Source organism: Hydrogenophaga sp. (assembly GCF_030373225.1).
In the GTDB taxonomy this organism is placed as follows: domain Bacteria; phylum Pseudomonadota; class Gammaproteobacteria; order Burkholderiales; family Burkholderiaceae_C; genus Hydrogenophaga.
In genome coordinates this window covers 186,466-208,375 of the sequence record NZ_JAUCZG010000001.1, presented here as the reverse complement: position 1 = coordinate 208,375, position 21,910 = coordinate 186,466, and the positions used below count along the sequence as shown (strand labels likewise).

Genomic DNA, 21,910 nt, shown 5'->3' with positions numbered 1-21,910 from the left:
CACCGCTTCGCGGGTCGCTGCCCCCCAAGGGGGCTGAGCTGCCTTGGGAGCGGCCCGGCGGCTCAACTCATCTTTCAAAATGACCGACCTCCACCGCTTCGACGTCCTCATCATCGGCAGTGGCCTGGCCGGGCTGACCGCAGCGCTGCACCTGTCCACGACGCACCGCGTGGCCGTGGTGACCAAACGGGCCCTGATCGACGGGTCGAGCAACTGGGCGCAGGGCGGCATTGCCGCCGTGCTGGCCGAAGGCGACAGTGTCGCTTCGCACGTGGAAGACACCCTGGTGGCTGGCGCCGGCCTGTGTGACCTGGAAGCCACGCAGTTCACGGTGGAACACGCGCCGGCCGCCATCGCCTGGCTGCAGGAGCTGGGCGTGCCTTTTTCGCTCGAAGCCGGCGAGCTGCACCTCACGCGCGAAGGCGGCCACAGCCACCGGCGCATCGTGCACGCGGCCGATGCCACCGGTGCCGCGGTGCAGGCCACGCTGATCGAACGGGTGCGCAAGACACCCGGCATCACGGTGTTCGAACACCACATGCTGGTGGACCTGATCACCGACCGCAAGCTGCCGGGCCACAGCACCACCCACAGCGTGGCCGAACGCTGCTTCGGCGCCTACGTGCTGGACACCGTGCGCGACGAGGTGGTCACCTTCAGCGCCACGCACACCGTGCTGGCCACGGGCGGTGCGGGCAAGGTCTACCTCTACACCACCAACCCCGACACCGCCACCGGCGACGGCATTGCCGCGGGCTGGCGCGCGGGCTGCCAGGTGGGCAACATGGAGTTCATCCAGTTCCACCCGACCTGTCTGTACCACCCGCATGCCAAGAGCTACCTGATCACCGAAGCCGTGCGCGGCGAAGGCGGCCTGCTCAAGCTGCCGCCGCACCTGGGCAGCCACCGCTTCATGCCCGATCACGACCCGCGTGCCGAACTGGCGCCGCGCGACGTGGTGGCCCGGGCCATCGACTTCGAGATGAAAAAGCACGGCCTGGACTGCGTGTACCTCGACATCTCGCACCAGAGCCCCGAGTTTCTGCACGAGCACTTTCCCAACATCCTGGCGCGCTGCGCCGAGCTGGGCATCGACATCACGACTTCACCCATTCCGGTGGTGCCGGCCGCTCACTACACCTGCGGCGGGCTGGTCACCGACCTGGGCGGGCGCACCGACATCGCCGGCCTGTATGCGGTGGGCGAGGCCACCTGCACCGGCCTGCACGGCGCGAACCGGCTGGCCAGCAATTCGCTCGTGGAATGCATGGTGTTCGCGCAAGGCGCGGTCAACGCCATCCGCTCGGCCACGGTGGCAGACACCCCGGCCATGCCGCTGTGGGACGACAGCCGCGTGACCGACGCCGACGAGCAGGTGGTGATCTCGCACAACTGGGACGAGCTTCGCCGCTTCATGTGGGACTACGTGGGCATCGTGCGCACCAACAAGCGCCTGGAGCGCGCGGCCCACCGCATCTCGCTGCTGCAGACCGAGATCCACGAGTTCTATTCGCAGTTCCACGTCACACGCGACCTGCTGGAGCTGCGCAACCTGGTCCAGGTGGCCGACCTGATCGTGATGTCGGCCATGCTGCGGCACGAGAGCCGCGGCCTGCACTTCAGCCGCGACTATCCGGACATGTTGCCGGTGGCCAGGCCGACCATCCTCGTACCGCCGGCCCGCTAAGGCCGATCACATCGCAAGTGCGAGAGCACTTGCCCAACGCGTTCCGGAATCGACCCGAACAGTTCACTGAACGGAACGCCGTACGCGCGCAACTGCCCTCGATACCAATCGTTCTGACGAGACCGAAATGCAGCATCCCTTCGAGTGCCGTCCTGCACAAACTTGAAATCGTCGGCACACAGGAAACAGTGGTGGTACTCCCGCTGGGCGTGGCCGTGCAACTCAGGATCGGCAGCACCGAAAAGATCCAGTGCATAAAACAAAGTGACCAAGGGTGTTGTGTCACACACCAAGTACCGATTTGCATCGCGCGATGCAGCGCGTTCTTCTTCGATTTGCCTACGCGCGATGTCAAGCATGTCTGCGGCTTGGAGGACGCCGCCGCGATCAAGCCACAGCTCGCGACCATACTCGGGAACGACCTGCGTTTCCAGCGTGTCAGCCAGGGCTTGAGCAAGACTGCTTTTGCCAGTCGACTCGCCGCCGATAAGTGCTATCCGTTCGACAAAGTCGGCATAAACACCGCCCGCCAGCCATGCTCGCTGCCCATGAATATCACATCGTATGGCGGAGGCCGACACAGGCATGGCACGACGCGCATGATCCAGCGGGATGTGCCTCACAGGGCGCCCCAATGCGCGGCCAAGGTGCTCGGCAAAGCCTTCGCCGTAGTCTTCGCTCGTAAAAACCGCATCCACCGAAAAACCCATGTAGCGGCACCAATCGGCCACAAACGCCCGCTGCAAATGGTCAGGGTCCGCATTGGTCGGCAAAGCCGGAATAGCGCACCCGCCGCCCCGCAATCCAACAACCTCTTCGGCGTCCAGCACGTGGGCCTCCACGCCAAAGCAATTGGCAGCAAGCCAACGGCGGCGCTTGGGCGCTTCACAGCCAGGCAATTCCGGGCGAGACCAGCTCAACACTATCAGACGCTGACACCGCAACTTCGCCTGATCGATGCACCATGCATGGCCCCGGTGCAGCGGTGAAAACTTGCCCACGAACAGCCCCAGCGCAACGTCTTGTTCCATCACGCATCCTCCCGCTGCAAAACCCGCCTCCAGTGCCACCAGCCGTAAAGCGCGTTGAACCAGAACAATGTATAGATCACCGCAGTCAGCTGAAGACCACGCCAAGCGAACAGCGGCACGGCAAGCGTGTTCACTGCAAGCCAGAACCACCACGTCTCGATCCGACGGCGCATCAGCAACAACTGCGCAACGACGCTGAGAGTCAGTACAAGAGAGTCAATCCAGGGAGCAAAAGCATCGGTCAATGTGTGCAGCACGAACGCATAGGCGAACGCCACGCAGATGGCGATAACCGCATAGGCCAGCAGCTTGCGGTGTGGCGTGACCTGAATACGCGCTGCCTCAGGGGATGCGCCACGGTGCCAGTGCCACCATCCCACCACACTGGTAAAAACAAAGAAGCCCTGCAGTGTGACATCTGCATAGAGCTGGTTCTGGAAAAACAGGACGGCAAACAGGCCACACCCCAGAATTCCGACTGGCCATGTCGCTGCTCGGTTGCGAGCCGCCAGTGCCACCGAAGCGAGATAGCTGAGGTTAGCCAGAATCTCAAGCCAGGAGGGCATCAAATCACGCAGCGCCGATGTCGGGCACCAGCGCGCCCGGGTCGTTGCCCAGGCGCTGCGCGCCGGTGAACGCCAGCATGCGATCAATCGGCAGGCGGGCTCGTGGAATCAATGCCGGGTCGACGTGGATCTCGTTGAGGCCTTTTTCCAGGATCTGAGCGACACCGGCCAGCCCGTTCATGGCCATCCAGGGGCAGTGCGCGCAGCTCTTGCAGGTGGCGCTGTTGCCGGCGGTGGGCGCCTCGATGAACACCTTGCCGGGGTTCTGCTGGCGCAGCATGTGCATCATGCCGTTGTCTGTGGCCACGATGAACTCGGGCGCGTCCATCTCGCGCGCGGCCTTGAGGATGCCCGAGGTCGAACCCACCGAGTCGGCCAGCGCGATCACGTCGGCCGGGCTCTCCGGGTGCACCAGCACCCTGGCTTGCGGGTGCTCCTTCATCAGCGCCTGCAACTCGGAAGCCTTGAACTCGTCGTGCACGATGCAGGCGCCCCCCCACATCACCATGTCGGCGCCGGTCTCACGCTGGATGTAGCCGCCCAGGTGCTTGTCGGGCGCCCACAGGATCTTGTGGCCCTTGTCCTTGAGCGCGCGAACGATGTCCAGCGCGCAGCTGGACGTGACCAGCCAGTCGGAGCGCGCCTTCACGGCCGCGCTGGTGTTGGCGTACACCACCACCGTGCGGTCCGGGTGGGCATCACAAAACGCGCTGAATTGCTCGATCGGGCAGCCCAGGTCGAGCGAGCAGTTCGCGTCGAGATCGGGCATGAGCACGGTCTTCTCGGGGCTCAGGATCTTGGCGGTTTCGCCCATGAAGCGAACACCCGAGACGATCAGGGTCTGCGCCGCGTGGTCGCGCCCGAAGCGCGCCATTTCCAGCGAATCGCTCACGATGCCGCCGGTCTCGATGGCGAGGTCCTGCAGGTCGGGGTGCACGTAGTAGTGCGAGACCATCACCGCATTGCGCTCTTTCAGCAGGCGGCGGATCCGTTCCTTGAGTTCGGCGCGCTGCCTGGGCCCGGGCTCGACCGGCACGCGGGCCCAGGCGTGTTGCGTGGGACAGGCGGGTTGTTCGTATTCGACGTCGATGACCTTGGCTTCGGTGTTCATGGTTGTCCTTGTCGAGGCCTCAGAGCGCCTCGAATCGCATGGAGAAATCGATCGCCTTGACATCCTTGGTCAGTGCGCCGATGGAGATGCGGTCCACGCCGGTCTCGGCGAGTGCGCGCACGGTCTGCAGGTTCACGCCCCCCGAGATCTCGAGCACCGCGCGCCCTGCGTTGCGCCGCACCGCTTCCTGCAAGGTGGGGATGTCCATGTTGTCGAGCAGGACCATGGTGGCGCCGCAGGCCAGGGCCTCGTCAAGCTGGGCCAGGGTCTCCACCTCGATCTCGATGAAACGCGCCTGGGGGACCGTGTCGCGCACGCGCTGCAGCACCTGCGCCACGCCGCCGGCCGCAGCGATGTGGTTTTCCTTGATCAGCACCGCGTCGTACAGGCCGATGCGGTGGTTCACGCCGCCACCGGTCTTCACAGCGTACTTCTGCGCCAGTCGCAGACCGGGCAAGGTCTTGCGCGTGTCCACGATCTGTGCGCGTGTGCCGGCCACTGCCTCGACGAAAACCGCCGTCCTGGTGGCCACGGCCGAGAGCAATTGCAGGAAGTTGAGCGCCGTGCGCTCGGCGGTGAGCAACGCTCGGGCACGGCCTTCGATGGTCAGCACGGTCTGATCGGCCGCACACCGCTGGCCCTCGCCCACATGCCAGTTCAGACGGGCCTGCGAATCGAGCGCGAGCACCGAGGCTTCAACCCATGGCGTGCCGCAGATCACCGCCGACTCGCGAGCCACGATGCGCGCCCTCGCGGGCTTGGCCGCGTCCACCAGCGCAGCGGTCAGGTCGCCATCGCCCACGTCTTCTGCCAGCGCCCGCGCCACATCGCCGCGGGCCAGTTCCTGCAGGTCTTCGAGGGTGAATTCAGAGAGGTGTTTCATGGGCCGCAAGCATACCGGGATGGTCTATAGTCCCGCATTCTCACCCACCCCTGAATCACGCGGGCCCCACGCATGAGCACCTCCACCCCTTCCGCGCCCATGGCAACACCCTACGGCACACTGCCCACGGCCTCTCCCCTGCCCCAGCGCAAACCCGTGAGCCTGCCGCGCCTCAACGAGATGCGCGAGCGCGGCGAAAAGATCACCATGCTCACCGCCTACGACGCGACCTTCGCCGCTGTGGCCGATGCCGCCGGTGTGGAGTGCATTCTGGTGGGCGATTCGCTGGGCATGGTCTGCCAGGGCCTGGCCAGCACGGCCGGCGTGACGCTGGAGACCATGGCTTACCACGTCGAGAGCGTGGCGCGCGGTCTGCGCCGCGTGCAGGCCACGGCATGGCTGCTGGGCGACCTGCCGTTTGGCAGCTATCACGAATCCAAAGAGCAGGCCATGCGCAGCGCGGCACAGCTGGTGCACGCCGGTGCGCACATGGTCAAGCTCGAAGGCGGCGGCTGGACGGCAGAGACGGTGCGCTTCCTGGTCGAGCGCGGCATCCCGGTGTGCGCCCACCTCGGCCTGACACCGCAAACGGTGCACGCCCTGGGCGGCTACCGGGTGCAGGGCCGAGGCGACGCGGCGGCCCTCGTGCTCAAGCGCCACGCGCTTGAACTGCAGGACGCTGGCGCCAGCATGGTCGTGCTGGAGATGGTGCCTGCGGCCCTGTCGGCAGAGATCACGCGCCAACTCCCGACCTGCCACACCATCGGCATCGGCGCCGGCAAGGACACCGCCGGCCAGGTGCTGGTGATGCACGACATGCTGGGCGTGAACCTGGGCAAGAACCCGAAGTTCGTGCGCAACTTCATGGAGGGCGCCGGCAGCGTGCGAGACGCCATGGCCGCCTACGTGGCTGCGGTCAAGAATGGCAGCTTTCCAGACGACGCACTGCACGCGTGGTGAGCATGAAAGTCGTCCACACCATCGAAGAACTTCGAAGCACTCTGCGCCCTTTCAACAACCCCGCCCTGGTGCCCACCATGGGCAATCTGCACGCGGGCCATCTGGATCTGGTGCGCACCGCCAGACCGCTCGGCGACGTCACGGTGGCCAGCATCTTCGTCAACCGGCTGCAGTTCGCGCCGCACGAAGACTTCGACACCTACCCGCGCACGCTGCAGGCCGATTGCGACAAGCTCGCCGCCGCGGGTTGCGACGTGGTGTTTGCACCGTCTGAAAAGGAGATGTACCCCGAACCACAGGGCTTCAAGGTACAGCCGCCCACCGAACTGGCCGACATCCTCGAGGGGCATTTCCGTCCCGGCTTTTTCACCGGTGTGTGCACCGTGGTGATGAAGCTGTTCCAGAGCGTGTTGTCCGAAGCCAGGGGAGAACGATTTGCCGTTTTCGGGCAGAAGGACTACCAGCAGCAGATGGTGATCCGGCGCATGGTGAAGCAGTTCGCCTTGCCCATCAGCATCGTCAGCGGCGACACCCGGCGTGCCCCCGACGGGCTCGCCCTGAGTTCGCGCAACGGTTACCTGAACGAGGCCGAGCGGGCCGAAGCGGTTCATCTCTCACTCGCCCTGCGCGCGCTGGGCCGTGACGCACTGGCAGCGGCCGACGGCCTGGTGCGCCAGTTGCCGGCACTGGAAGAACGCGCCATGAAAGACCTCGCCGCTCGCGGCTGGCAACCCGACTACCTGACCGTGCGCCGCCGCGCCGACCTGCAGGCGCCGCAAGCGGGTGATCCACTCGTGGTGCTCGGCGCCGCGCGGCTCGGCAAAACCCGGCTCATCGACAACTTCGAGATCTAGCGGGACACCCGCGCTGCGCTGCGCGCGACCCTTCCAGGGATCCATGCCTGAGGCCTGGCGCAGCCCGGTCCACGGCATGTCTGAACGGAAAACCCGAGCGCCGGTGAGGCCCGGGTTCGTGTCGACAACTACCGCGTTTCCTGCTTGGGATCGCGGCCCATGAGGGCGGCCACAGCGTCGACGGGCACCAGCCTGCCTTCGAGCAAGGCCACCACCGCATCGGTGATGGGCATTTCCACACCGAGAGAGCGCGCACGCTGAGCCACCGTGCGGGCGCTGTAGACACCCTCGGCCACATGGCCGAGCGAATCCACCGCCTGCTGCAGGTTCATGCCTTGCGCGAGCAGCTGGCCCACCTTGCGGTTGCGCGACAGGTCACCGGTGGCGGTGAGCACCAGATCGCCCAGGCCAGAAAGCCCCATGAAGGTTTCGGCACGGGCGCCCAGCGCGAGCCCCAGTCGGGTCATCTCGGCCAGGCCGCGGGTGATGAGCGCCGCGCGTGCGTTCATGCCCAGACCCAGGCCATCGCACAGGCCGGTGGCAATGGCCAGCACGTTCTTCACCGCACCGCCCACTTCCACGCCCACGATGTCGTCGTTGGCGTACACACGCAGCGTGGCGCTGTGAAACGCGGTCACCAGCGTGTCGCGCACCTGGGCGTGTTCGCTCGCCGCCACCAGGGCGGTGGGCTGACCGTGGGCCACCTCCAGCGCGAAGCTCGGGCCGCTCAGCACGCCGGCCGGCAGGTCGGGTGCCACCTGGGCACATACCTCATGGCCCAGCAAGCCGGTTGCCTGCGTCGTGGGTGCTTCAAACCCTTTGCACAGCCACGCGACAGGCACGCGCTGGCCGGCCAGCAGCGTCAACATGGCGCGCAGTCCCGCCATCGGTGTGGCGACGATCACAAGATCGGCGCCGGCCAGCGGGGCAGAGCCGCCGTGCAATGGGCCGGTGGCGATCTGCACGGCCTGCGGGACCACCACCCCGCTCAGGTAGCGGCGGTTCTCGCGATGTTGTTGCAGGTCGGCGGCTTGCTGCGCATCGCGTGCCCACAGGGTGACCCGTCGGTCTGCATGCGCCTGGCTGGCCGCGCTGATGGCCAGCGCAGTGCCCCAGGCGCCCGCTCCGAGCACGACGATGTTCATCGGGCCGGTGCCGGGCAAGGCCTTACTGAGTGACGATGCGTGGCGCGTCGTCGGCGGCCTGGGCCTGCTGCTGCTCGTACATGGCCTGGAAGTTGATCTCGGCCAGATGCACCGGAGGGAAACCGCCGCGCTGGATGATGTCGGCCACGTTGCTGCGCAGGTACGGGTACACGATCTGCGGGCAGGCGATGCCCATGATCGGGCCCATCTGCTCTTGCGGCAGGTTGCGGATTTCAAAGATGCCGGCCTGTTTGGCTTCGACCAGGAACACGGTCTTGTCCTTGATCTTGGTGGTCACGGTGGCGGTCACGCAGACTTCGAACACGCCGTCGGCCGCCGGGCTGGCTTCCACACCGAGCTGGATGTCCACCGTGGGCTGCTCCTGCTCGAGCAGGATCGCAGGCGAATTGGGCTGCTCGAGTGACGCTTCCTTGAGGTAGACGCGCTGGATCTGGAAGGTGGGTTCCTGGTTTTCTGCCATGGTGTTGTCTCGGGAAATGCGTTGAAAAAAGAAACCCGCCGGGGGAGCGTTCCCGCGGCGGGCACTGGCCGAATTATGTCAGCCCGGCACGGCGACCCGATGACTCAGGCTTGCAGCATGGGCACCAGACCGCCGCGTCCGTCGAGGGCATGGAGGTCGTCACAGCCTCCGACGTGTTGCTCGCCGATGAAGATCTGCGGCACGCTGGTGCGACCGGTGATGGCCTTCATCTGGGCGCGCAACTCCGGCTGCCCGTCGACAAACACCTCCTCGAGGTCGGCCACGCCATGGCTCTGCAGCAGGGCCTTGGCAGAACTGCAATAGGGGCAGCAGGCGCTGGTGAACATCTTGACTTTGGCCATGAAAACTTCTCCGTCGATACAAATGTCAGGGAGGAATGATCAGGCTTTTTGCACAGGCAGGCTGGCGGCGCGCCAGGCGCCCATGCCGCCGGTCAGGGATTGGGCGTTCTCGTACCCGAGCTTTTTGGCCGTGGCCACGGCCCGGTTGGCACGCGCGCCAGTGGCACACACCAGGATCAGCGGCGTGGCCTTGTTCTTGACCGCGCCGGTCAGCTTGGCCTCAAGGTCGGCCAGCGGCACGTTTTTGGCGCCGATCACGTGGCCGGCCGCAAACTCTGCCGGCTCGCTCACATCCACCACCACCGCCTTGTCGCGGTTCATGAGTTGCACGGCTTGCGCCGTGTTGAGCGTGCCGGTACGCGATCCGGCAGACACCGTCGGCCACAGCAGCATGGCGCCCGAGGTGAATGCCACAGCCAACAAAATCCAATTATCGATGAAGAAACTCACGGGTGCACCTTTCGAGTAAGCCCGGGATTTTAGAATGGCGGGTTGCCCTTTGCCGCAACAGGTGCACCGCAGACCTGTTTTTATCCGTCCCGCCCCTCAACGCCACCCGCCCGCCCATGTACAAACTCGTCCTGATTCGCCATGGCGAATCCACCTGGAACCTGGAAAACCGCTTCACCGGCTGGACCGACGTCGACCTGACCCCCACCGGGCTGAACCAGGCCCTGGCTGCGGGCCGGCTGCTGAAGGCCGAGGGTTACGACTTCGACCTGGCCTACACCAGCGTGCTCAAGCGCGCCACGCGCACCCTGTGGCACGTGCTCGACGAGATGGACCGGACCTGGCTGCCGGTGGTGCACAGCTGGCGGCTGAACGAACGGCATTACGGCGCCCTGCAGGGGCTCAACAAGGCCGACACGGCCAGGAAATACGGCGACGACCAGGTGCTGGTCTGGCGCCGCAGCTACGACACACCGCCGCCCGCGCTGGAAGCCGGGGACCCGCGCAGCGAGCGCGGCGACCGGCGGTACGACCGCCTCAAGCCGGAAGAGATCCCGCTCACCGAATGCCTGAAAGACACGGTGGCCCGTGTGCTGCCGTTCTGGAACGAGGCCATGGCACCCGCCATCAAGTCCGGCAAGCGCGTGGTGGTGGCGGCCCACGGCAACAGCATCCGGGCGCTGGTCAAGTACCTGGACGGCATTTCGGAAACCGACATCGTCAACCTCAACATCCCCAACGGCATTCCGCTGGTCTATGAGCTGGACGCCGGGCTCCAGCCGATCAGGAGCTACTACCTCGGCGACCCCGAGGCCGCGGCCCGGGCCGCGGCCGCCGTGGCCTCCCAGGGCAAGGCCTGAAAGCCGGCAATCGGAGCAGGCCGGGCACCCGGCCGGGCATTGGGGAACCGAACCGGCTGTCCATGCTCATAGGTGTATATTGATCCGCGATCGGGTCGAGCGGCCCGGCACGGGCGTCAACAGTGGGGTATTTCAATGGCAAAACAGGTGAGTCACAAGCTGAAAATTGCAGGCTGGGTGGCCATAGGTGCGGTCGCGGGTGCGCTCACCACGGTGCAATTGCAGGCGGTGGCCCGGGGAACACTGGCGCCATTGCCGCTGGAGGAACTGCAACAGCTCGCTGCCGTCTTCGGCATGGTCAAGACCGACTACGTGGAACCGGTGGACGAGAAGAAACTGATCAACGAGGCCATCACCGGCATGGTCGCCAGTCTCGATCCCCACTCCCAGTACTTCGACAAGAAGTCGTTCAAGGAATTCCGCGAAGGCACCAGCGGGCGGTTCGTGGGGGTGGGCATCGAGATCACGATGGAAGACGGCCTGGTCAAGGTGGTTTCGCCGATCGAGGATTCGCCGGCTTTCCGCGCCGGACTCAAGACCAACGACCTCATCACCAAGATCGACGACACCAACGTCAAGGGCCTGACGATCAACGAGGCGGTCAAGCTCATGCGTGGCGAGCCCAGGACCAAGGTGCTGCTGACCATCTTCCGCAGGGATGAAGACCGAACCTTTCCGGTGACCATCACCCGCGAGGAAATCAAGACCCAGAGCGTGAAGTCGCGCGTGGTCGAGCCAGGGTATGCCTGGGTGCGCGTGTCGCAGTTCCAGGAGCGCACGATCGAGGATTTCGCCCGCAAGGTGGAAGACCTGTACAAGGCCGAGCCGAACCTCAAGGGCCTGGTGCTGGACCTGCGCAACGACCCGGGTGGCCTGCTGGATGCGGCCGTGGCCTTGTCGGCCGCTTTCCTGCCCGAGAACGTCACCGTGGTGTCCACCAACGGGCAACTGGAAGACAGCAAGTTCGTCTACAAGGCGATTCCCCAGCACTACCTGCGCCGGGGCGGCAACGACCCCATCAAGCGCCTGACCGAGAACACCCGGGGCGCCCTCAAGCGGGTGCCGCTGGTGGTGATCGTCAACGAGGGGTCGGCCTCGGCCAGCGAGATCGTGGCCGGCGCCTTGCAGGACCACAAACGCGCCACCATCCTGGGCAGCCAGACCTTCGGGAAGGGCTCGGTCCAGACCGTGCGCCCGCTCGGTCCGGACACCGGCCTGAAGCTGACCACCGCGCGCTACTACACGCCGCTGGGCACCTCCATCCAGGGCAAGGGCATCGTGCCCGATGTGCTGGTGGACGAGACCCTGGAAGGCAACGTGTTTGCCGCGCTGCGCACCCGCGAAGCCGACCTGCAGAACAGCCTGACCAACGGCAAGGACCCCAAGGCCGCCGCAACGCCGATGACCGACGCGGCACGCGCGGCCGAGCAGGCGCGCAGCGAGGAGCGCGAGGTGGCACGCAAGCGGCTGGAAGAGGAAGCCCGCAAGAACCCTGGTCAGCGCCTGGTGCCGGAATTCGGTACCGAGAAGGACTTCCAGCTCATGCAGGCCATCAACCAGCTCAAGGGCCGTCCGGTGATGGTCAGCAAGAGCCAGTCGGTGCGCACCGAAGAGAAAAAAGAAAACTGAGGACACAGCGGGCCAACAGCCCGCTGTGATGCTTTTGGACGACGCACAGCTCCTGCGCTATTCGCGCCACATCCTGCTCAATGAAGTCGGCGTCGAGGGCCAGGAGGCCTTGCTGGCTTCGCACGCGCTCATCATCGGCGCCGGTGGCCTGGGCTCACCAGTGGCGCTGTACCTCGGCAGCGCCGGCGTGGGGCGCATCACCGTGGTCGACCACGATGTGGTGGACGAGACCAACCTGCAGCGCCAGATTGCCCACAACCTCGCCCGGGTGGGACGCCCCAAGGCCGAGTCCATCGTCGAGGCGATCGCTGCCATCAACCCCGACGTGCGGGTCACGCCCGTCGTGCAGCGGGCCGACCAGACCCTGCTGGACGAGCTGGTCGCCCAGGCCGACGTGGTGCTCGATTGCACCGACAACTTCGCCACGCGCCACGCCATCAACCGGGCCTGCGTGAAGCACCACAAGCCGCTGGTCTCGGGCGCCGCCATCCGCATGGACGGACAACTCAGCGTGTTCGATGCCCGCACCCCAGGCAATCCCTGCTACGCCTGCGTGTTTCCCGAATCGGCAGATCTGGAAGAAACGCGCTGCGCCACCATGGGTGTGTTTGCGCCGCTGGTGGGCATCGTGGGCACCATGCAGGCGGCAGAAGCGTTGAAACTGCTCACCGGCCTGGGCTCGCGCCTCACCGGCAAGCTGCTCATGCTCGACGGCCGCGACCTCGCCTTCAACGAAATCACCTTGCCGCAAAACCCGCAGTGCGCGGTGTGCGGCAGCCCGCATCCGAACTAGCCACGAGGCGGCATGGGGCACGGTCCGTGGCGCTTGCGAAAGTCGCGCGGCAACTCGGGGGACGAATGCCTGAACAAGCCCAGACCCAGCTCGCGCGCCCGCTTTTCCTCGGCCGCGAACGGGCCGGGGCTGCGCCGCCACCGGTACGACCAGGCCTGTCCCGACGCCACCAGCCAGGCCGCCACATCCTCGCCCTCGTGCTGCAGGCGGGCCAGACCGCGTCCATGATCGTCCTGCGCACGCACGCGCACCTCGACCACCTGGTTCAGCAATCGCCGCGCCAGCACATCGCGCGAGTCCTCGCCGCCTGGCTGGCAGATTTCGGGCGCATCGATGCCGTCCAGACGCAGCTTGCGGTACTTGCCGCCGGCCAGCGGCTTCACCCAGACGGTGTCGCCGTCGAACACGCGGCTGACGCGCGCGCTGTAGACCTCGTCCTGGCGAGCCGCAGCTTGCGCGCCGGCACCGAGTGCCAGCAGCGCCGCCATGAAGCAGAACCACCAGGCCTTCCTCATGCCTTGGCCCTGTCGATGTCGCGCAGCAGCCGGTCCAGCCGGGCCGAGAGCTGTTCGGTGCTCAGCCGTTCGCGCAACCGTTCCACCATGAGCGGCAGGCTCATCGGGCTCGGACGCTCCAGCGCCACGCAGTGCAGCTTGTGGGTGGCCATGTCTTGCAGGGCGGTGCGCAAGCGGCCGATGTCGAGTTCCTGCGACAGCACCTCGCGCTCGGCCTGACCGAGCAGCAGGTTGCCCGGGTCGTACTTGCGAAAGACCTCGAAGAACAAACCGCTGGAGGCCTGCAGCTGTCTGAGGCTGTTGGGCGCGCCGGGATAACCGCTGAACACCAGCCCGGCGATGCGGGCGATTTCGCGAAAACGACGCTGGGCCATTTCGCCGGCATTGAGCGAGTCCATCACGTGCGCCAGCAGATCGTCGGTGGTGAACAACGACCGGTCCAGCAGGCGTGCGAGGTCGGCCGGCTCGCTGCTCAGCAGCTCCAGTCCGTAATCGTTCACGGAAAGGCTGAAGGTGTTGGGAGAGTCGCGTGCCAGTCGCCAGGCCAGCAGGCTGGCCAGCCCGAGGTGGACGTGGCGTCCGGCGAAGGGATAGAGATACAGGTGGTGACCCTCACGCGACTGCATGCGCTCGAGCAACAGTTCTCCCGCCCGCGGCAGGCGCGAGACCCTGGCCTGCGTGTCGAGCATGGGTCTGGCCGCCTGCATCTCGGGCGATTCGAAGCGACCGTCGGCGGCCAGGGCCAGCTGTGCCAATACCGCCTCGCCCAGCTCGGAAGACAGGGGCATGCTGCTGCCCTGCCACGATGGCACGGCGCCTTTGGCCTTTTCGGCCTTTCTGACCCAGGCGGTCATCTCGTGCACACGGATGAATTCGAGCAATCGACCGGCGAACACGAAACAGTCGCCCTTGCGCAGACGCGCGATGAAGCCCTCCTCGATCGAGCCGATGCGCCCGCCGTTCATGAACTTCACCTGCAGCGCAGCGTCGCTCACGATGGTGCCCACGCCCAGGCGGTGGCGACGCGCGGTGGCGCGTCCCTGCGGGGTGTCGGGCACCCGGTAAACACCGGAGGCGTCGGGCTGGATGCGGTGGTAGTCGGGATAGGCGTTCAGACTCTCGCCGCCGCGCTCGCAGAACGCCAGCACCCAGTCGAAGGCCTCGCGCGACAGCGCACGGTAGGCGAACGCGCAGCGCACCTCGTTGAACAGGGCGTCCGGCTCGAACCCGCCCCCGAGCGCCACGGTGACCAGATGCTGGACCAGCACGTCCAGCGGTTGCTCGGGGCTGTGCCGGCTTTCCACCCGCCCGGCCAGCGCCGCTTCGCGCACGGCCGCGGCCTCCACCAGTTCGAGCGTGTTGGTGGGCACCAGCGTGATGCGACTGGGGTGGCCCGGCGCGTGCCCGCTGCGCCCGGCGCGCTGAAGCAGGCGCGCCACCCCCTTCGCCGAGCCGATCTGCAGCACACGCTCGACCGGCAGGAAATCGACCCCGAGATCCAGCGACGAGGTGGCGACCACCGCCTTGAGCTGGCCCGACTTCAGCCCCTGCTCCACCCATTCGCGCACCGCCTTGTCCAGGCTGCCATGGTGCAGGGCCACCTGTCCCGCCCAATCGGGGCGCAGGGCCAGCAGCAGCTGGTACCAGATCTCGGCCTGGCTGCGCGTGTTGGTGAACACCAGTGCGGTGCTGGCGGTCTCCAGCTCGCGAACCACCGGCTCCTGCATGCGCTTGCCCAGGTGGCCGGCCCACGAGTAGCGGCCGGGTTCGTCCGGTATCAATGTGTCGATGGACAGGGCCTTGTCGAGGCGCCCGCGCACCAGTCGCGCCTTGGCCGGCCCACAGAGCACCCGCATGGCTTCATCGAGGTTGCCCAGGGTCGCACTCATGCCCCAGACCAGCAGGGCGGGTTGCCAGCGCCGCAGTCGCGCCAGCGCCAGCTGCACCTGCACGCCACGTTTGCTGCCGATGAGTTCGTGCCATTCGTCCACCACCACCGCGCGCACACCCGCCAGCTCGTCGTGCGCACGGGTGCGTGCGAGCAGCAGCGAGAGCGACTCGGGCGTGGTGACGAGCACGGTGGGCCAGCGCCGGTCCTGCCGGGCGCGCTCGGCGCTGGGGGTGTCGCCGGTGCGCAGGCCGAGCGTCCAGCCCGGTGCCAGGTCGGCCAGGGGAGCACGCAGCGCCGCAGCGCTGTCGGCGGCAAGCGCGCGCATCGGCGTGATCCACAGCACCGACAGCGGCGGCTTCTCGCGAGGCAAGGTCCGGCCGAGCGTCCCGATCAGACCGAGCCAGACCGCGTAGGTCTTGCCCGATCCGGTGGTGGCGTGCAGCAAGCCACTCTGGCCGGCGTCAATGGCGGACCAGACATCACGCTGGAATTCGAAGGGTGTCCAGTGCCGCGAAGCCATCCACCCCGCTGCGTCGGGTTGCGGTGCGGGGGACGGATCGAAGCGGGTCGGGGCGACAACAGGCTTGCGCGACATCGGCGAGGGCAGCGGCGCTGCAGCGATCAGCCTTTCTTGCCACCCATGACCAGCAAGAGGCCGCCGATGACGATGGCACCGACCCCGGCCCACACCGGCACATTGACGGTTTCCTTTTCTTTCACGGTCAGCTCCAGCGGGCCAAGCTTCACGGCCTCGGTTTCCTTGGTGTAGCTGAAACTGCCGTACACGAGGCCGATGGCGCCTGCGGCAATGAGGAGGATGCCGACCAGTTTGGCGGTGTTCATGGTTGTTCCGTTCAGTGAGGACACGCTTCCGTCGACGAACCAGGGGCGGCCTCGACGCAGCGCGGGCAGCCATGATGCATCAATTGGGCGCGGCTCGGTCCGCATCGCGGTACTTCGCGGCGGAAACGACCTGGGCTTGCCACCGGCCCTGGCGGCGCGATGAGGATGGGCGCGGCGTCAGGACGGCAACAAGCTGTCCAGCCGCCGCAGCCCGGCCACTGTTTTCAGGCAGGCCTGCGCCGCCTCGGTGCCTTGTACCGCGAAGTGGCGCATGAAGTAACGGCGGTGCTCCACATGCTGGTGGAAATGGTGCGGTGCCTGCACCGCAGAAATCACCGGCACGCCGGTGTCGAGCTGCACGTTCATGAGCGCCTGCACCACCGTCTGCACCACGAAGTCATGACGGTAGACGCCTCCGTCCACCACCAGCGCGCTGCCCACCACGGCAGCGTAGCGGCCGGAACGCGCCAGGCGCTGCGCATGCAACGGGATCTCGAAGGCGCCGGGCACATCGAACACGTCGATGGCATCGGCCGGGAAACCACCCCGCGCCATTTCTTCACAGAAGGCATCGCGGGCCTGATGCACGATGTCGGCATGCCACGACGCTTCGACAAAAGCAAAGCGCAACCCGGAGGGCAGTTCAGGCAGCGTGGGGAGTTCGGTCGGGGTGGTGTTCATGGCGTGGAGGGGGTGACGAAAAGTCGGGTTGATTGTAGGGAGCGGTCTTGCTCAGGCGGTCACGATCCAGCCTTCCAGCGGATCGAACACCGGCAGACCCCACTGCGGGTGACCCGCCTCGTGCCGGGACAGCGCCCACGCGGCCTGCAGCAGACACAGCACGGCGTCCAGGCTGTCGCCACTGGCGTCGTCTGCCAATGCGTCGCGCTGAGCGTGCGTGAGCTTGAGTCGCAAACCGCAGCTGAGCAACAGCGGGGCCTGACCATTTTCCAACGCATTGATCAGGGTCTTGCGCGCGATCAGCCGATCGGGCGTCTGTCTCGCCTTGTCGTCGCTTTTGTAGGACGTGGTGCCGATCACACTGCGCGCGAGCAGACCGGGATAAGCCTCCACGCCGATGCGTGAACCATCGCCCGCCAGCAGGCCCGGCAGGGTGACGCCCGCAGCGACGAGGCGCGGCACCCCGGCGTGCAGCATGAAAGCCACCGGCGGGTTGACCCACTTCATGCTGGGGCTGGAGCCCGCCGGTCCGTCGGTGGCGCGGTGGGCGAACTTGCCACCCACCGGGCGCGCATGGCAGAAACCGGCGAAGGCCTCGCGAATGGCCTCGCGGCTGAGACCGGCGTAATGCGCCATGCAGGCCGTCCAGTCGGTGGGCCATTCCAGGGTGGTGACCAGTTCACGCGGCAAGCCGAACGGCAGGTCGAAGGCGCCGACCCACGGTGCCGGATCCGACAGGCGGGCCGCCCAACTGTCGAGCGATTCGAAGCGCTCCATGCCACCCAGAACGACGCGCTGGCGGTCGGTGCGGCCCACGGCCAGCACGATGGGCTTGCGGCGCGAGGGTGCGCTGGTGAAATCGCAGCCGAGGAGCGCGGGCAGCACGTCCCGCTCAGGCCCGGCCGATGATGCTCGCAGTGGCCATGAGCTCTTCAAGCAGGGCCAGAGAGACCTTGCCCGAGACGGCGTAGGGGTCGAACTCCGGCCTCTCCGAGTACTTCAGCACGATCGAGGTGTTGAGCTTGGACAGGTTGACCTGGCCCATGGTCCAGCCACCGAAGCGGCGTTCGGTGATCTCTTCGTAATGCAGCAGTTCCACACCCGTGTGGCGCTTGTCGGCCACGATGTGGTTGTAGAGGGAGTTGACCGCGCTGCGGCCGCCTTCAATGGCTTGCAGGAACACGCCGCCGCCATAGCACAGCACGCCGGTGATGCCGTTGCCCATGTTGTGGGAACGCGAGGATTCGAGAATGGACTCGATGACGCGGGGAGAGTCTTTTTCGACAGCGCGGCTGACGTAGAGAAGGCGGACGAGCATGGTGTTCTTCTGGGTGAGCGGTGTTCAGCGACGGATGTTCAGCGAGGGATCAGCGAGAGGAATTCGCGCCGCAGGTTCGGGTCCTTCAGGAACACGCCGCGCATGACCGAATTGATCATCTTGCTGTCCATGTCCTTCACGCCACGCCAGGCCATGCAGTAGTGGCTGGCTTCCATCACGAGGGCCAGGCCGTCGGGCTGGGTCTTTTCCTGGATCAGGTCGGCGAGTTGCACCACGGCCTCTTCCTGGATTTGCGGGCGGCCCATGATCCATTCGGCCAGTCGTGCGTATTTGGACAGGCCGATCACGTTGGTATGTTCATTGGGCATCACGCCGATCCAGATGCGGCCGATCACCGGGCAGAAGTGGTGGCTGCAGGCGCTGCGCACCGTGATCGGGCCGACGATCATGAGCTCGTTGAGGTGCTCGGCGTTCGGAAATTCGGTGATGCTGGGGCCCTTGACATACCGGCCGTTGAACACCTCCTTGATGTACATCTTGGCCACACGGCGCGCGGTATCGCCGGTGTTGTGGTCGTTCTCAAGGTCGATCACCATGCTGTCGAGCACACCCTTCATCTTCTCGGCCACCTCGTCAAGCAACAGGTCGAGTTCACCGGGCTGGATGAACTCGGCAATGTTGTCATTCGAGTGGAAGCGCTGGCGTGCGGCCTTCACGCGCTCACGGATCTTGACGGAAACGGGCGTGCCGTGGTCTTCGTCGGGGACGTCTGGGGTCATGGGGGTGTCGGTCTTCAACAGCATGGGCGGATGCTATCACCCGACTTCGCACCGGCAAGTCTCAACCGTCTTGACCGATTTTCGCTGGGGTTTTCGCAAGCAGGTGCTCCAGATCCTGCAACGTGCTCGCCTCATGCAGCGGTTTGTCGTGACGGATGCGCTGCATGCGCGGAAAGCGCAGTGCGACGCCGCTCTTGTGGCGGGTGCTGCGCGCAATGCCTTCGAAGGCGAGCTCAAACACCAGCGTGGGACGCACGCTGCGAACCGGGCCAAACTTCTCCAGCGTGTGCTGGCGGATCACTGCGTCGACCGACTTGAACTCGGCGTCGGTCAGGCCCGAGTAGGCCTTGGTGAAAGCCACCAGTTGCAGGGCCCCGGGCACTGCGGGTTCCCGGCGCGTGATGGCGTCCACCACGGCCTGGGCTTCCCCGGCGCTCGCTGGCACCCGGCTCCAGACGGCAAAGGTGTAGTCGGTGTAGACCGAGGCCCGACGACCGTGTCCCGCCTGGGCGTAGATCAGCACACCGTCGATGGTCAGCGGATCGATCTTCCATTTCCACCAGGCCAGCACGGCGCCGTCTGCGGGCGCGCCCGGGCCGGCCCAGCGCTTCTGACGACCGGTGCCGTAGGTGCTGCTGCGGTGCTTGAGCATGAGGCCCTCCACACCGAGCCCGCGCGCCTTCGACCGTTGTGCCGCGAGCCCGGACCAGTTGTCGCTTTCGAGGCAGGGTGACAACCACAGGCGGGGGCCTGCCGCTGCGTTCACGGTGGCGGCCAGCGTCTGCAGGCCGGCCCGACGCTGCGTTTGTGGCCGTTCACGACAGTCCTGGCCATCGAGCTCCAGCAGGTCGTAAGCCATGAAGCTCACCGGTGCAGCGGCGAGCACCTTGGCGTTGAGCGTCTTGCGGCCGATGCGCTGCTGCAACAGGGCAAACGGCGCGGGCCGTCCGGGCCGGTCGCTGCCGGGCAAGGCGCTGGTGCTCGCGTCATCCAGCCAGACCAGGATCTCGCCATCCACCACCGTTCCGTCGGGCCAGCGCTGGGCCAGGGCCTGCAGTTCGGGGAAGCGCTCGCTCATGAGTTCCTCGCCGCGCGACCACACCCACACCTGGCCAGCGCGCTTGACGATCTGGCCACGAATGCCGTCGAACTTCCACTCGGCCAGCCAGTCGCCGGCTTCACCCAGCCGCGCCTGCATGACCTGCGCGATGCCGGTGCTGGCGACTTCCATGTCCAGCAGGTCCTCGCCGGCTTCCATGCCCAGCGGGCTGGCGAGGAAAAACGGATAGGGCTGGCTGGGCTCGCGCCCGGCATGCCCACAGCCGGGAGCCTCGGTCGGCGCCAGCATGGCACGGTACTGCGCCGCCGTCGGCAGGCGCTTGCCGTCGGTGAAGCCCATCATGCGCGCGGCCACCTGCTTGGCATCGATGCCCGCGTGTTGGCCGATGGCGCGCTGCACCAGCAGCTTGCTCACACCCACGCGAAAACCGCCGCCCACCAGCTTGACCAGCAGAAAGCGCCCGGTGGCGTCAAGCTCGCGCCACCAGGCACGCAGGGCCGCGGCCACCACGTCGTCGCCCTGTCCGCGCAAGGGCAGCAGGCGCTGCTCCATCCACTCGCTCAGGCTGACGGCCAGGCCCTCGGCGCTCGCGGGCGCCGGCAGCACCAGCGCGATGGTTTCGGCCAGGTCGCCCACGGCCTGGTAGCTCGCCTCAAACAGCCACGCGGGCAGGCCGGACGCCTCCTCGGCCAAGGCGCGCAACTGCGCGGTCCTGATCAGCTGGCGCGGTTTTCCGCCCGACAGGAAGTAAACGGCCCACGCGGCGTCGGCGTCGTCCACCGTGCTCAGGTAACGCTGCAGCCCCGTGACCTTGGCGCTGGTGGCCGTGGTCGCATCGAGTTCGGCGAACAGCTCGGCGAAACGCTTCATGGCGCAGCCTCGGGCGTGGGCAGCGCGACCTGCTCGGTGCGGTTCTCGAGCTCATCGCCGTATTCGGTGTCGAAACCCTCGGCCTGCAGGCCTTGCTCCTGCAGGTAACGCACCAGCACCGGAATGCTGCCGTGGGTGACGATCACACGTTCGGCGCCGCTCGCACCGATGGCGCCCAGCAGCCCGGGCCAGTCGGCGTGGTCGCTGAGCACGAAGCCCCGGTCGTGGCCACCGCGCCGGCGCTGGCCGCGCACCTGCATCCAGCCGCTGGCGAACGCATCGGAAAAGTCGCCGAAGCGCTTGATCCACGGTGTGCCCAGCGCGCTGCCCGGGCAGAGCACCAGGGCGCGCTGCAAGCTGGCCTTGTCGGTCAGGTCGCCCACCATCAAGGTCTCGGGCAAGGTCACGCCGGCAGCGCGGTAAGCACGGTTGAGCGGCTCCACCGCCCCGTGGCAGACGATGGGGCCCATGGTCGCGTCGATCCCGCCGAGGATGCGTTGCGCCTTGCCCAGGCTGTAGCAAACGAGCACGCTCGCGCGCCCGGCCTCGGCGTTGTCGGACCACCACTGGTTGATCTGGCCGAACAGCTCGCCATCCGCCCGCCAGCGGTAGATCGGCAGGCCGAAGGTCGATTCGGTGATGAACACGTCGCAACGCACCGGCTCGAAGGGCGAGCAGGTGCGGTCGGGCGTGGCGCCGGCCGGTGTGGTGCGGTAGTCGCCACTGGCCACCCACACGCGCCCGGCGTGCTCCACCCGCACCTGGGCAGAGCCCAGCACGTGGCCGGCGGGGTGCAGCGAGATGCGCACACCCTGGTGTTCCACCGCCTCGCCGTAGGCCAGCCCTTGCAGGGTGATGCCCTGCCCCAGGCGCGAGCGCAGCAGGCCTTCGGACACCGCCGTGGCCAGGTAGTGCGCATGACCGGGACGCGCGTGGTCGGCGTGAGCGTGGGTGATCACCGCGCGCTCGACCTTGCGCCAGGGGTCGATGTAGAAGTCGCCAGGCGGGCAGTACAGGCCCTGCGGGCGCTGGACGATCAGGTCGTCGTTCATGCAGGGATCCGCCGCCGGGCCGCCCCAAGGCGGATCAGCCCCCTCGGGGGGCAGCGGACCACGCGCGGCGGGGAAGCGTGGGGGCAACGGATCCGCCGCCGGGCCGCCCCAAGGCGGATCAGCCCCCT

The 21,910-nt window shown here is 66.7% G+C and carries 23 protein-coding genes; 6 read left to right on the top strand and 17 right to left on the bottom strand.

Features of this window, described 5'->3' with window-relative positions:
* Positions 1 to 79: 79 nt before the first annotated feature.
* Positions 80 to 1,687: an L-aspartate oxidase gene (gene nadB, locus QUV35_RS01060; protein WP_300870264.1), complete on the top strand. Its 1,608-nt coding sequence runs from the start codon at positions 80 to 82 to the stop codon at positions 1,685 to 1,687.
* Here the strand turns inward: nadB and QUV35_RS01055 are convergent.
* The 4 genes from QUV35_RS01055 to nadC are packed head-to-tail and all read right to left on the bottom strand — an operon-like array spanning position 1,684 to position 5,278.
* Complete coding sequence (locus QUV35_RS01055) at positions 1,684 to 2,718, bottom strand: AAA family ATPase (RefSeq protein ID WP_300870263.1); 1,035 nt, start codon at positions 2,716 to 2,718, stop codon at positions 1,684 to 1,686. The genes nadB and QUV35_RS01055 overlap by 4 nt on opposite strands.
* Complete coding sequence (pnuC, locus tag QUV35_RS01050; protein WP_300870262.1) at positions 2,718 to 3,284, bottom strand: nicotinamide riboside transporter PnuC; 567 nt, start codon at positions 3,282 to 3,284, stop codon at positions 2,718 to 2,720. Before pnuC ends, QUV35_RS01055 begins: the two co-directional genes overlap by 1 nt.
* Before the next feature lie 4 nt (positions 3,285 to 3,288).
* Positions 3,289 to 4,395, bottom strand: a complete 1,107-nt coding sequence (gene nadA, locus QUV35_RS01045) for a quinolinate synthase NadA (RefSeq protein ID WP_300870261.1) — start codon at positions 4,393 to 4,395, stop codon at positions 3,289 to 3,291.
* 19 nt (positions 4,396 to 4,414) lie between these two features.
* On the bottom strand, positions 4,415 to 5,278 hold the full coding sequence (gene nadC / locus QUV35_RS01040; protein WP_300870260.1) for a carboxylating nicotinate-nucleotide diphosphorylase: 864 nt from the start codon (positions 5,276 to 5,278) through the stop codon (positions 4,415 to 4,417).
* A gap of 72 nt (positions 5,279 to 5,350) precedes the next feature.
* Between nadC and panB the strand changes: the two genes are divergently transcribed.
* Both panB and panC read left to right on the top strand, forming a co-directional pair.
* Positions 5,351 to 6,238: a 3-methyl-2-oxobutanoate hydroxymethyltransferase gene (gene panB, locus QUV35_RS01035; protein ID WP_300870259.1), complete on the top strand. Its 888-nt coding sequence runs from the start codon at positions 5,351 to 5,353 to the stop codon at positions 6,236 to 6,238.
* Positions 6,239 to 6,240: 2 nt separating this feature from the next.
* The gene (gene panC / locus QUV35_RS01030) at positions 6,241 to 7,092 is read left to right on the top strand and encodes a pantoate--beta-alanine ligase (protein ID WP_300870258.1); all 852 of its coding nucleotides are present in this window, start codon (positions 6,241 to 6,243) and stop codon (positions 7,090 to 7,092) included.
* A gap of 128 nt (positions 7,093 to 7,220) precedes the next feature.
* On the opposite strand, the gene QUV35_RS01025 is transcribed toward panC, so the two are convergent.
* The 4 genes from QUV35_RS01025 to QUV35_RS01010 form a co-directional block, all read right to left on the bottom strand.
* Complete coding sequence (locus QUV35_RS01025) at positions 7,221 to 8,237, bottom strand: NAD(P)H-dependent glycerol-3-phosphate dehydrogenase (RefSeq protein WP_300870257.1); 1,017 nt, start codon at positions 8,235 to 8,237, stop codon at positions 7,221 to 7,223.
* Between the two features lie 22 nt (positions 8,238 to 8,259).
* Positions 8,260 to 8,718, bottom strand: a complete 459-nt coding sequence (secB, locus tag QUV35_RS01020; RefSeq protein WP_300870256.1) for a protein-export chaperone SecB — start codon at positions 8,716 to 8,718, stop codon at positions 8,260 to 8,262.
* A 104-nt stretch (positions 8,719 to 8,822) separates the two neighbouring features.
* Positions 8,823 to 9,080 (bottom strand): glutaredoxin 3, encoded by a 258-nt coding sequence (gene grxC, locus QUV35_RS01015; protein ID WP_300870255.1) that lies wholly within the window; start codon positions 9,078 to 9,080, stop codon positions 8,823 to 8,825.
* 39 nt (positions 9,081 to 9,119) lie between these two features.
* The gene (locus QUV35_RS01010; RefSeq protein WP_300870254.1) at positions 9,120 to 9,530 is read right to left on the bottom strand and encodes a rhodanese-like domain-containing protein; all 411 of its coding nucleotides are present in this window, start codon (positions 9,528 to 9,530) and stop codon (positions 9,120 to 9,122) included.
* 116 nt (positions 9,531 to 9,646) lie between these two features.
* Here QUV35_RS01010 and gpmA point away from each other — a divergent pair, with 116 nt between their 5' ends.
* The 3 genes from gpmA to QUV35_RS00995 all read left to right on the top strand — a co-directional run bounded on the left by gpmA (position 9,647) and on the right by QUV35_RS00995 (position 12,812).
* Positions 9,647 to 10,390 carry a 2,3-diphosphoglycerate-dependent phosphoglycerate mutase gene (gene gpmA / locus QUV35_RS01005; protein ID WP_300870253.1) on the top strand — a complete coding sequence of 248 codons (744 nt, stop codon included), beginning with the start codon at positions 9,647 to 9,649 and terminating at the stop codon, positions 10,388 to 10,390.
* Between the two features lie 147 nt (positions 10,391 to 10,537).
* Entirely contained in the window at positions 10,538 to 12,019 is a 1,482-nt protein-coding gene (locus QUV35_RS01000) for a S41 family peptidase (RefSeq protein ID WP_300870252.1), read from the top strand.
* Between the two features lie 34 nt (positions 12,020 to 12,053).
* On the top strand, positions 12,054 to 12,812 hold the full coding sequence (locus tag QUV35_RS00995) for a HesA/MoeB/ThiF family protein (protein WP_300870316.1): 759 nt from the start codon (positions 12,054 to 12,056) through the stop codon (positions 12,810 to 12,812).
* Here the strand turns inward: QUV35_RS00995 and QUV35_RS00990 are convergent.
* From QUV35_RS00990 to QUV35_RS00950, 9 genes are all read right to left on the bottom strand, one after another.
* Positions 12,809 to 13,327 (bottom strand): thermonuclease family protein, encoded by a 519-nt coding sequence (locus QUV35_RS00990; protein ID WP_300870251.1) that lies wholly within the window; start codon positions 13,325 to 13,327, stop codon positions 12,809 to 12,811. The two genes, QUV35_RS00995 and QUV35_RS00990, sit on opposite strands and share 4 nt — an antisense overlap.
* Positions 13,324 to 15,738 (bottom strand): ligase-associated DNA damage response DEXH box helicase, encoded by a 2,415-nt coding sequence (locus QUV35_RS00985; RefSeq protein ID WP_300870250.1) that lies wholly within the window; start codon positions 15,736 to 15,738, stop codon positions 13,324 to 13,326. The genes QUV35_RS00990 and QUV35_RS00985 overlap by 4 nt, the downstream gene beginning before the upstream one ends.
* Before the next feature lie 101 nt (positions 15,739 to 15,839).
* Positions 15,840 to 16,061, bottom strand: coding sequence for a hypothetical protein (locus tag QUV35_RS00980; protein ID WP_300870249.1), 222 nt, complete (start codon positions 16,059 to 16,061; stop codon positions 15,840 to 15,842).
* Positions 16,062 to 16,238: 177 nt separating this feature from the next.
* Positions 16,239 to 16,742, bottom strand: a complete 504-nt coding sequence (locus QUV35_RS00975) for a 6,7-dimethyl-8-ribityllumazine synthase (RefSeq protein WP_300870248.1) — start codon at positions 16,740 to 16,742, stop codon at positions 16,239 to 16,241.
* Between the two features lie 51 nt (positions 16,743 to 16,793).
* Positions 16,794 to 17,627 carry a DUF429 domain-containing protein gene (locus QUV35_RS00970; protein WP_300870247.1) on the bottom strand — a complete coding sequence of 278 codons (834 nt, stop codon included), beginning with the start codon at positions 17,625 to 17,627 and terminating at the stop codon, positions 16,794 to 16,796.
* 7 nt (positions 17,628 to 17,634) lie between these two features.
* Positions 17,635 to 18,060: a BLUF domain-containing protein gene (locus QUV35_RS00965; protein WP_300870246.1), complete on the bottom strand. Its 426-nt coding sequence runs from the start codon at positions 18,058 to 18,060 to the stop codon at positions 17,635 to 17,637.
* A 38-nt stretch (positions 18,061 to 18,098) separates the two neighbouring features.
* On the bottom strand, positions 18,099 to 18,824 hold the full coding sequence (folE, locus tag QUV35_RS00960) for a GTP cyclohydrolase I (protein WP_300870245.1): 726 nt from the start codon (positions 18,822 to 18,824) through the stop codon (positions 18,099 to 18,101).
* Positions 18,825 to 18,861: 37 nt separating this feature from the next.
* Positions 18,862 to 20,730, bottom strand: coding sequence for an ATP-dependent DNA ligase (locus tag QUV35_RS00955; protein ID WP_300870244.1), 1,869 nt, complete (start codon positions 20,728 to 20,730; stop codon positions 18,862 to 18,864).
* A complete protein-coding gene (locus QUV35_RS00950; RefSeq protein ID WP_300870243.1) occupies positions 20,727 to 21,782 on the bottom strand; it encodes a ligase-associated DNA damage response exonuclease in 1,056 nt (351 codons plus the stop codon). Before QUV35_RS00950 ends, QUV35_RS00955 begins: the two co-directional genes overlap by 4 nt.
* Between the last annotated feature and the right edge of the window lie 128 nt (positions 21,783 to 21,910).

What these genes read in the sequence shown, in the direction of transcription:
- nadB (WP_300870264.1), top strand. Translation starts at nt 80, where the DNA reads ATGACCGACCTCCACCGCTTCGACGTCCTCATCATCGGCAGTGGCCTG.
- QUV35_RS01055 (WP_300870263.1), bottom strand. Translation starts at nt 2,718, where the DNA reads ATGGAACAAGACGTTGCGCTGGGGCTGTTCGTGGGCAAGTTTTCACCG.
- pnuC (WP_300870262.1), bottom strand. Translation starts at nt 3,284, where the DNA reads ATGCCCTCCTGGCTTGAGATTCTGGCTAACCTCAGCTATCTCGCTTCG.
- nadA (WP_300870261.1), bottom strand. Translation starts at nt 4,395, where the DNA reads ATGAACACCGAAGCCAAGGTCATCGACGTCGAATACGAACAACCCGCC.
- nadC (WP_300870260.1), bottom strand. Translation starts at nt 5,278, where the DNA reads ATGAAACACCTCTCTGAATTCACCCTCGAAGACCTGCAGGAACTGGCC.
- panB (WP_300870259.1), top strand. Translation starts at nt 5,351, where the DNA reads ATGAGCACCTCCACCCCTTCCGCGCCCATGGCAACACCCTACGGCACA.
- panC (WP_300870258.1), top strand. Translation starts at nt 6,241, where the DNA reads ATGAAAGTCGTCCACACCATCGAAGAACTTCGAAGCACTCTGCGCCCT.
- QUV35_RS01025 (WP_300870257.1), bottom strand. Translation starts at nt 8,237, where the DNA reads ATGAACATCGTCGTGCTCGGAGCGGGCGCCTGGGGCACTGCGCTGGCC.
- secB (WP_300870256.1), bottom strand. Translation starts at nt 8,718, where the DNA reads ATGGCAGAAAACCAGGAACCCACCTTCCAGATCCAGCGCGTCTACCTC.
- grxC (WP_300870255.1), bottom strand. Translation starts at nt 9,080, where the DNA reads ATGGCCAAAGTCAAGATGTTCACCAGCGCCTGCTGCCCCTATTGCAGT.
- gpmA (WP_300870253.1), top strand. Translation starts at nt 9,647, where the DNA reads ATGTACAAACTCGTCCTGATTCGCCATGGCGAATCCACCTGGAACCTG.
- QUV35_RS00990 (WP_300870251.1), bottom strand. Translation starts at nt 13,327, where the DNA reads ATGAGGAAGGCCTGGTGGTTCTGCTTCATGGCGGCGCTGCTGGCACTC.
- QUV35_RS00985 (WP_300870250.1), bottom strand. Translation starts at nt 15,738, where the DNA reads ATGGCTTCGCGGCACTGGACACCCTTCGAATTCCAGCGTGATGTCTGG.
- QUV35_RS00980 (WP_300870249.1), bottom strand. Translation starts at nt 16,061, where the DNA reads ATGAACACCGCCAAACTGGTCGGCATCCTCCTCATTGCCGCAGGCGCC.
- QUV35_RS00975 (WP_300870248.1), bottom strand. Translation starts at nt 16,742, where the DNA reads ATGAACACCACCCCGACCGAACTCCCCACGCTGCCTGAACTGCCCTCC.
- QUV35_RS00965 (WP_300870246.1), bottom strand. Translation starts at nt 18,060, where the DNA reads ATGCTCGTCCGCCTTCTCTACGTCAGCCGCGCTGTCGAAAAAGACTCT.
- folE (WP_300870245.1), bottom strand. Translation starts at nt 18,824, where the DNA reads ATGCTGTTGAAGACCGACACCCCCATGACCCCAGACGTCCCCGACGAA.
- QUV35_RS00955 (WP_300870244.1), bottom strand. Translation starts at nt 20,730, where the DNA reads ATGAAGCGTTTCGCCGAGCTGTTCGCCGAACTCGATGCGACCACGGCC.
- QUV35_RS00950 (WP_300870243.1), bottom strand. Translation starts at nt 21,782, where the DNA reads ATGAACGACGACCTGATCGTCCAGCGCCCGCAGGGCCTGTACTGCCCG.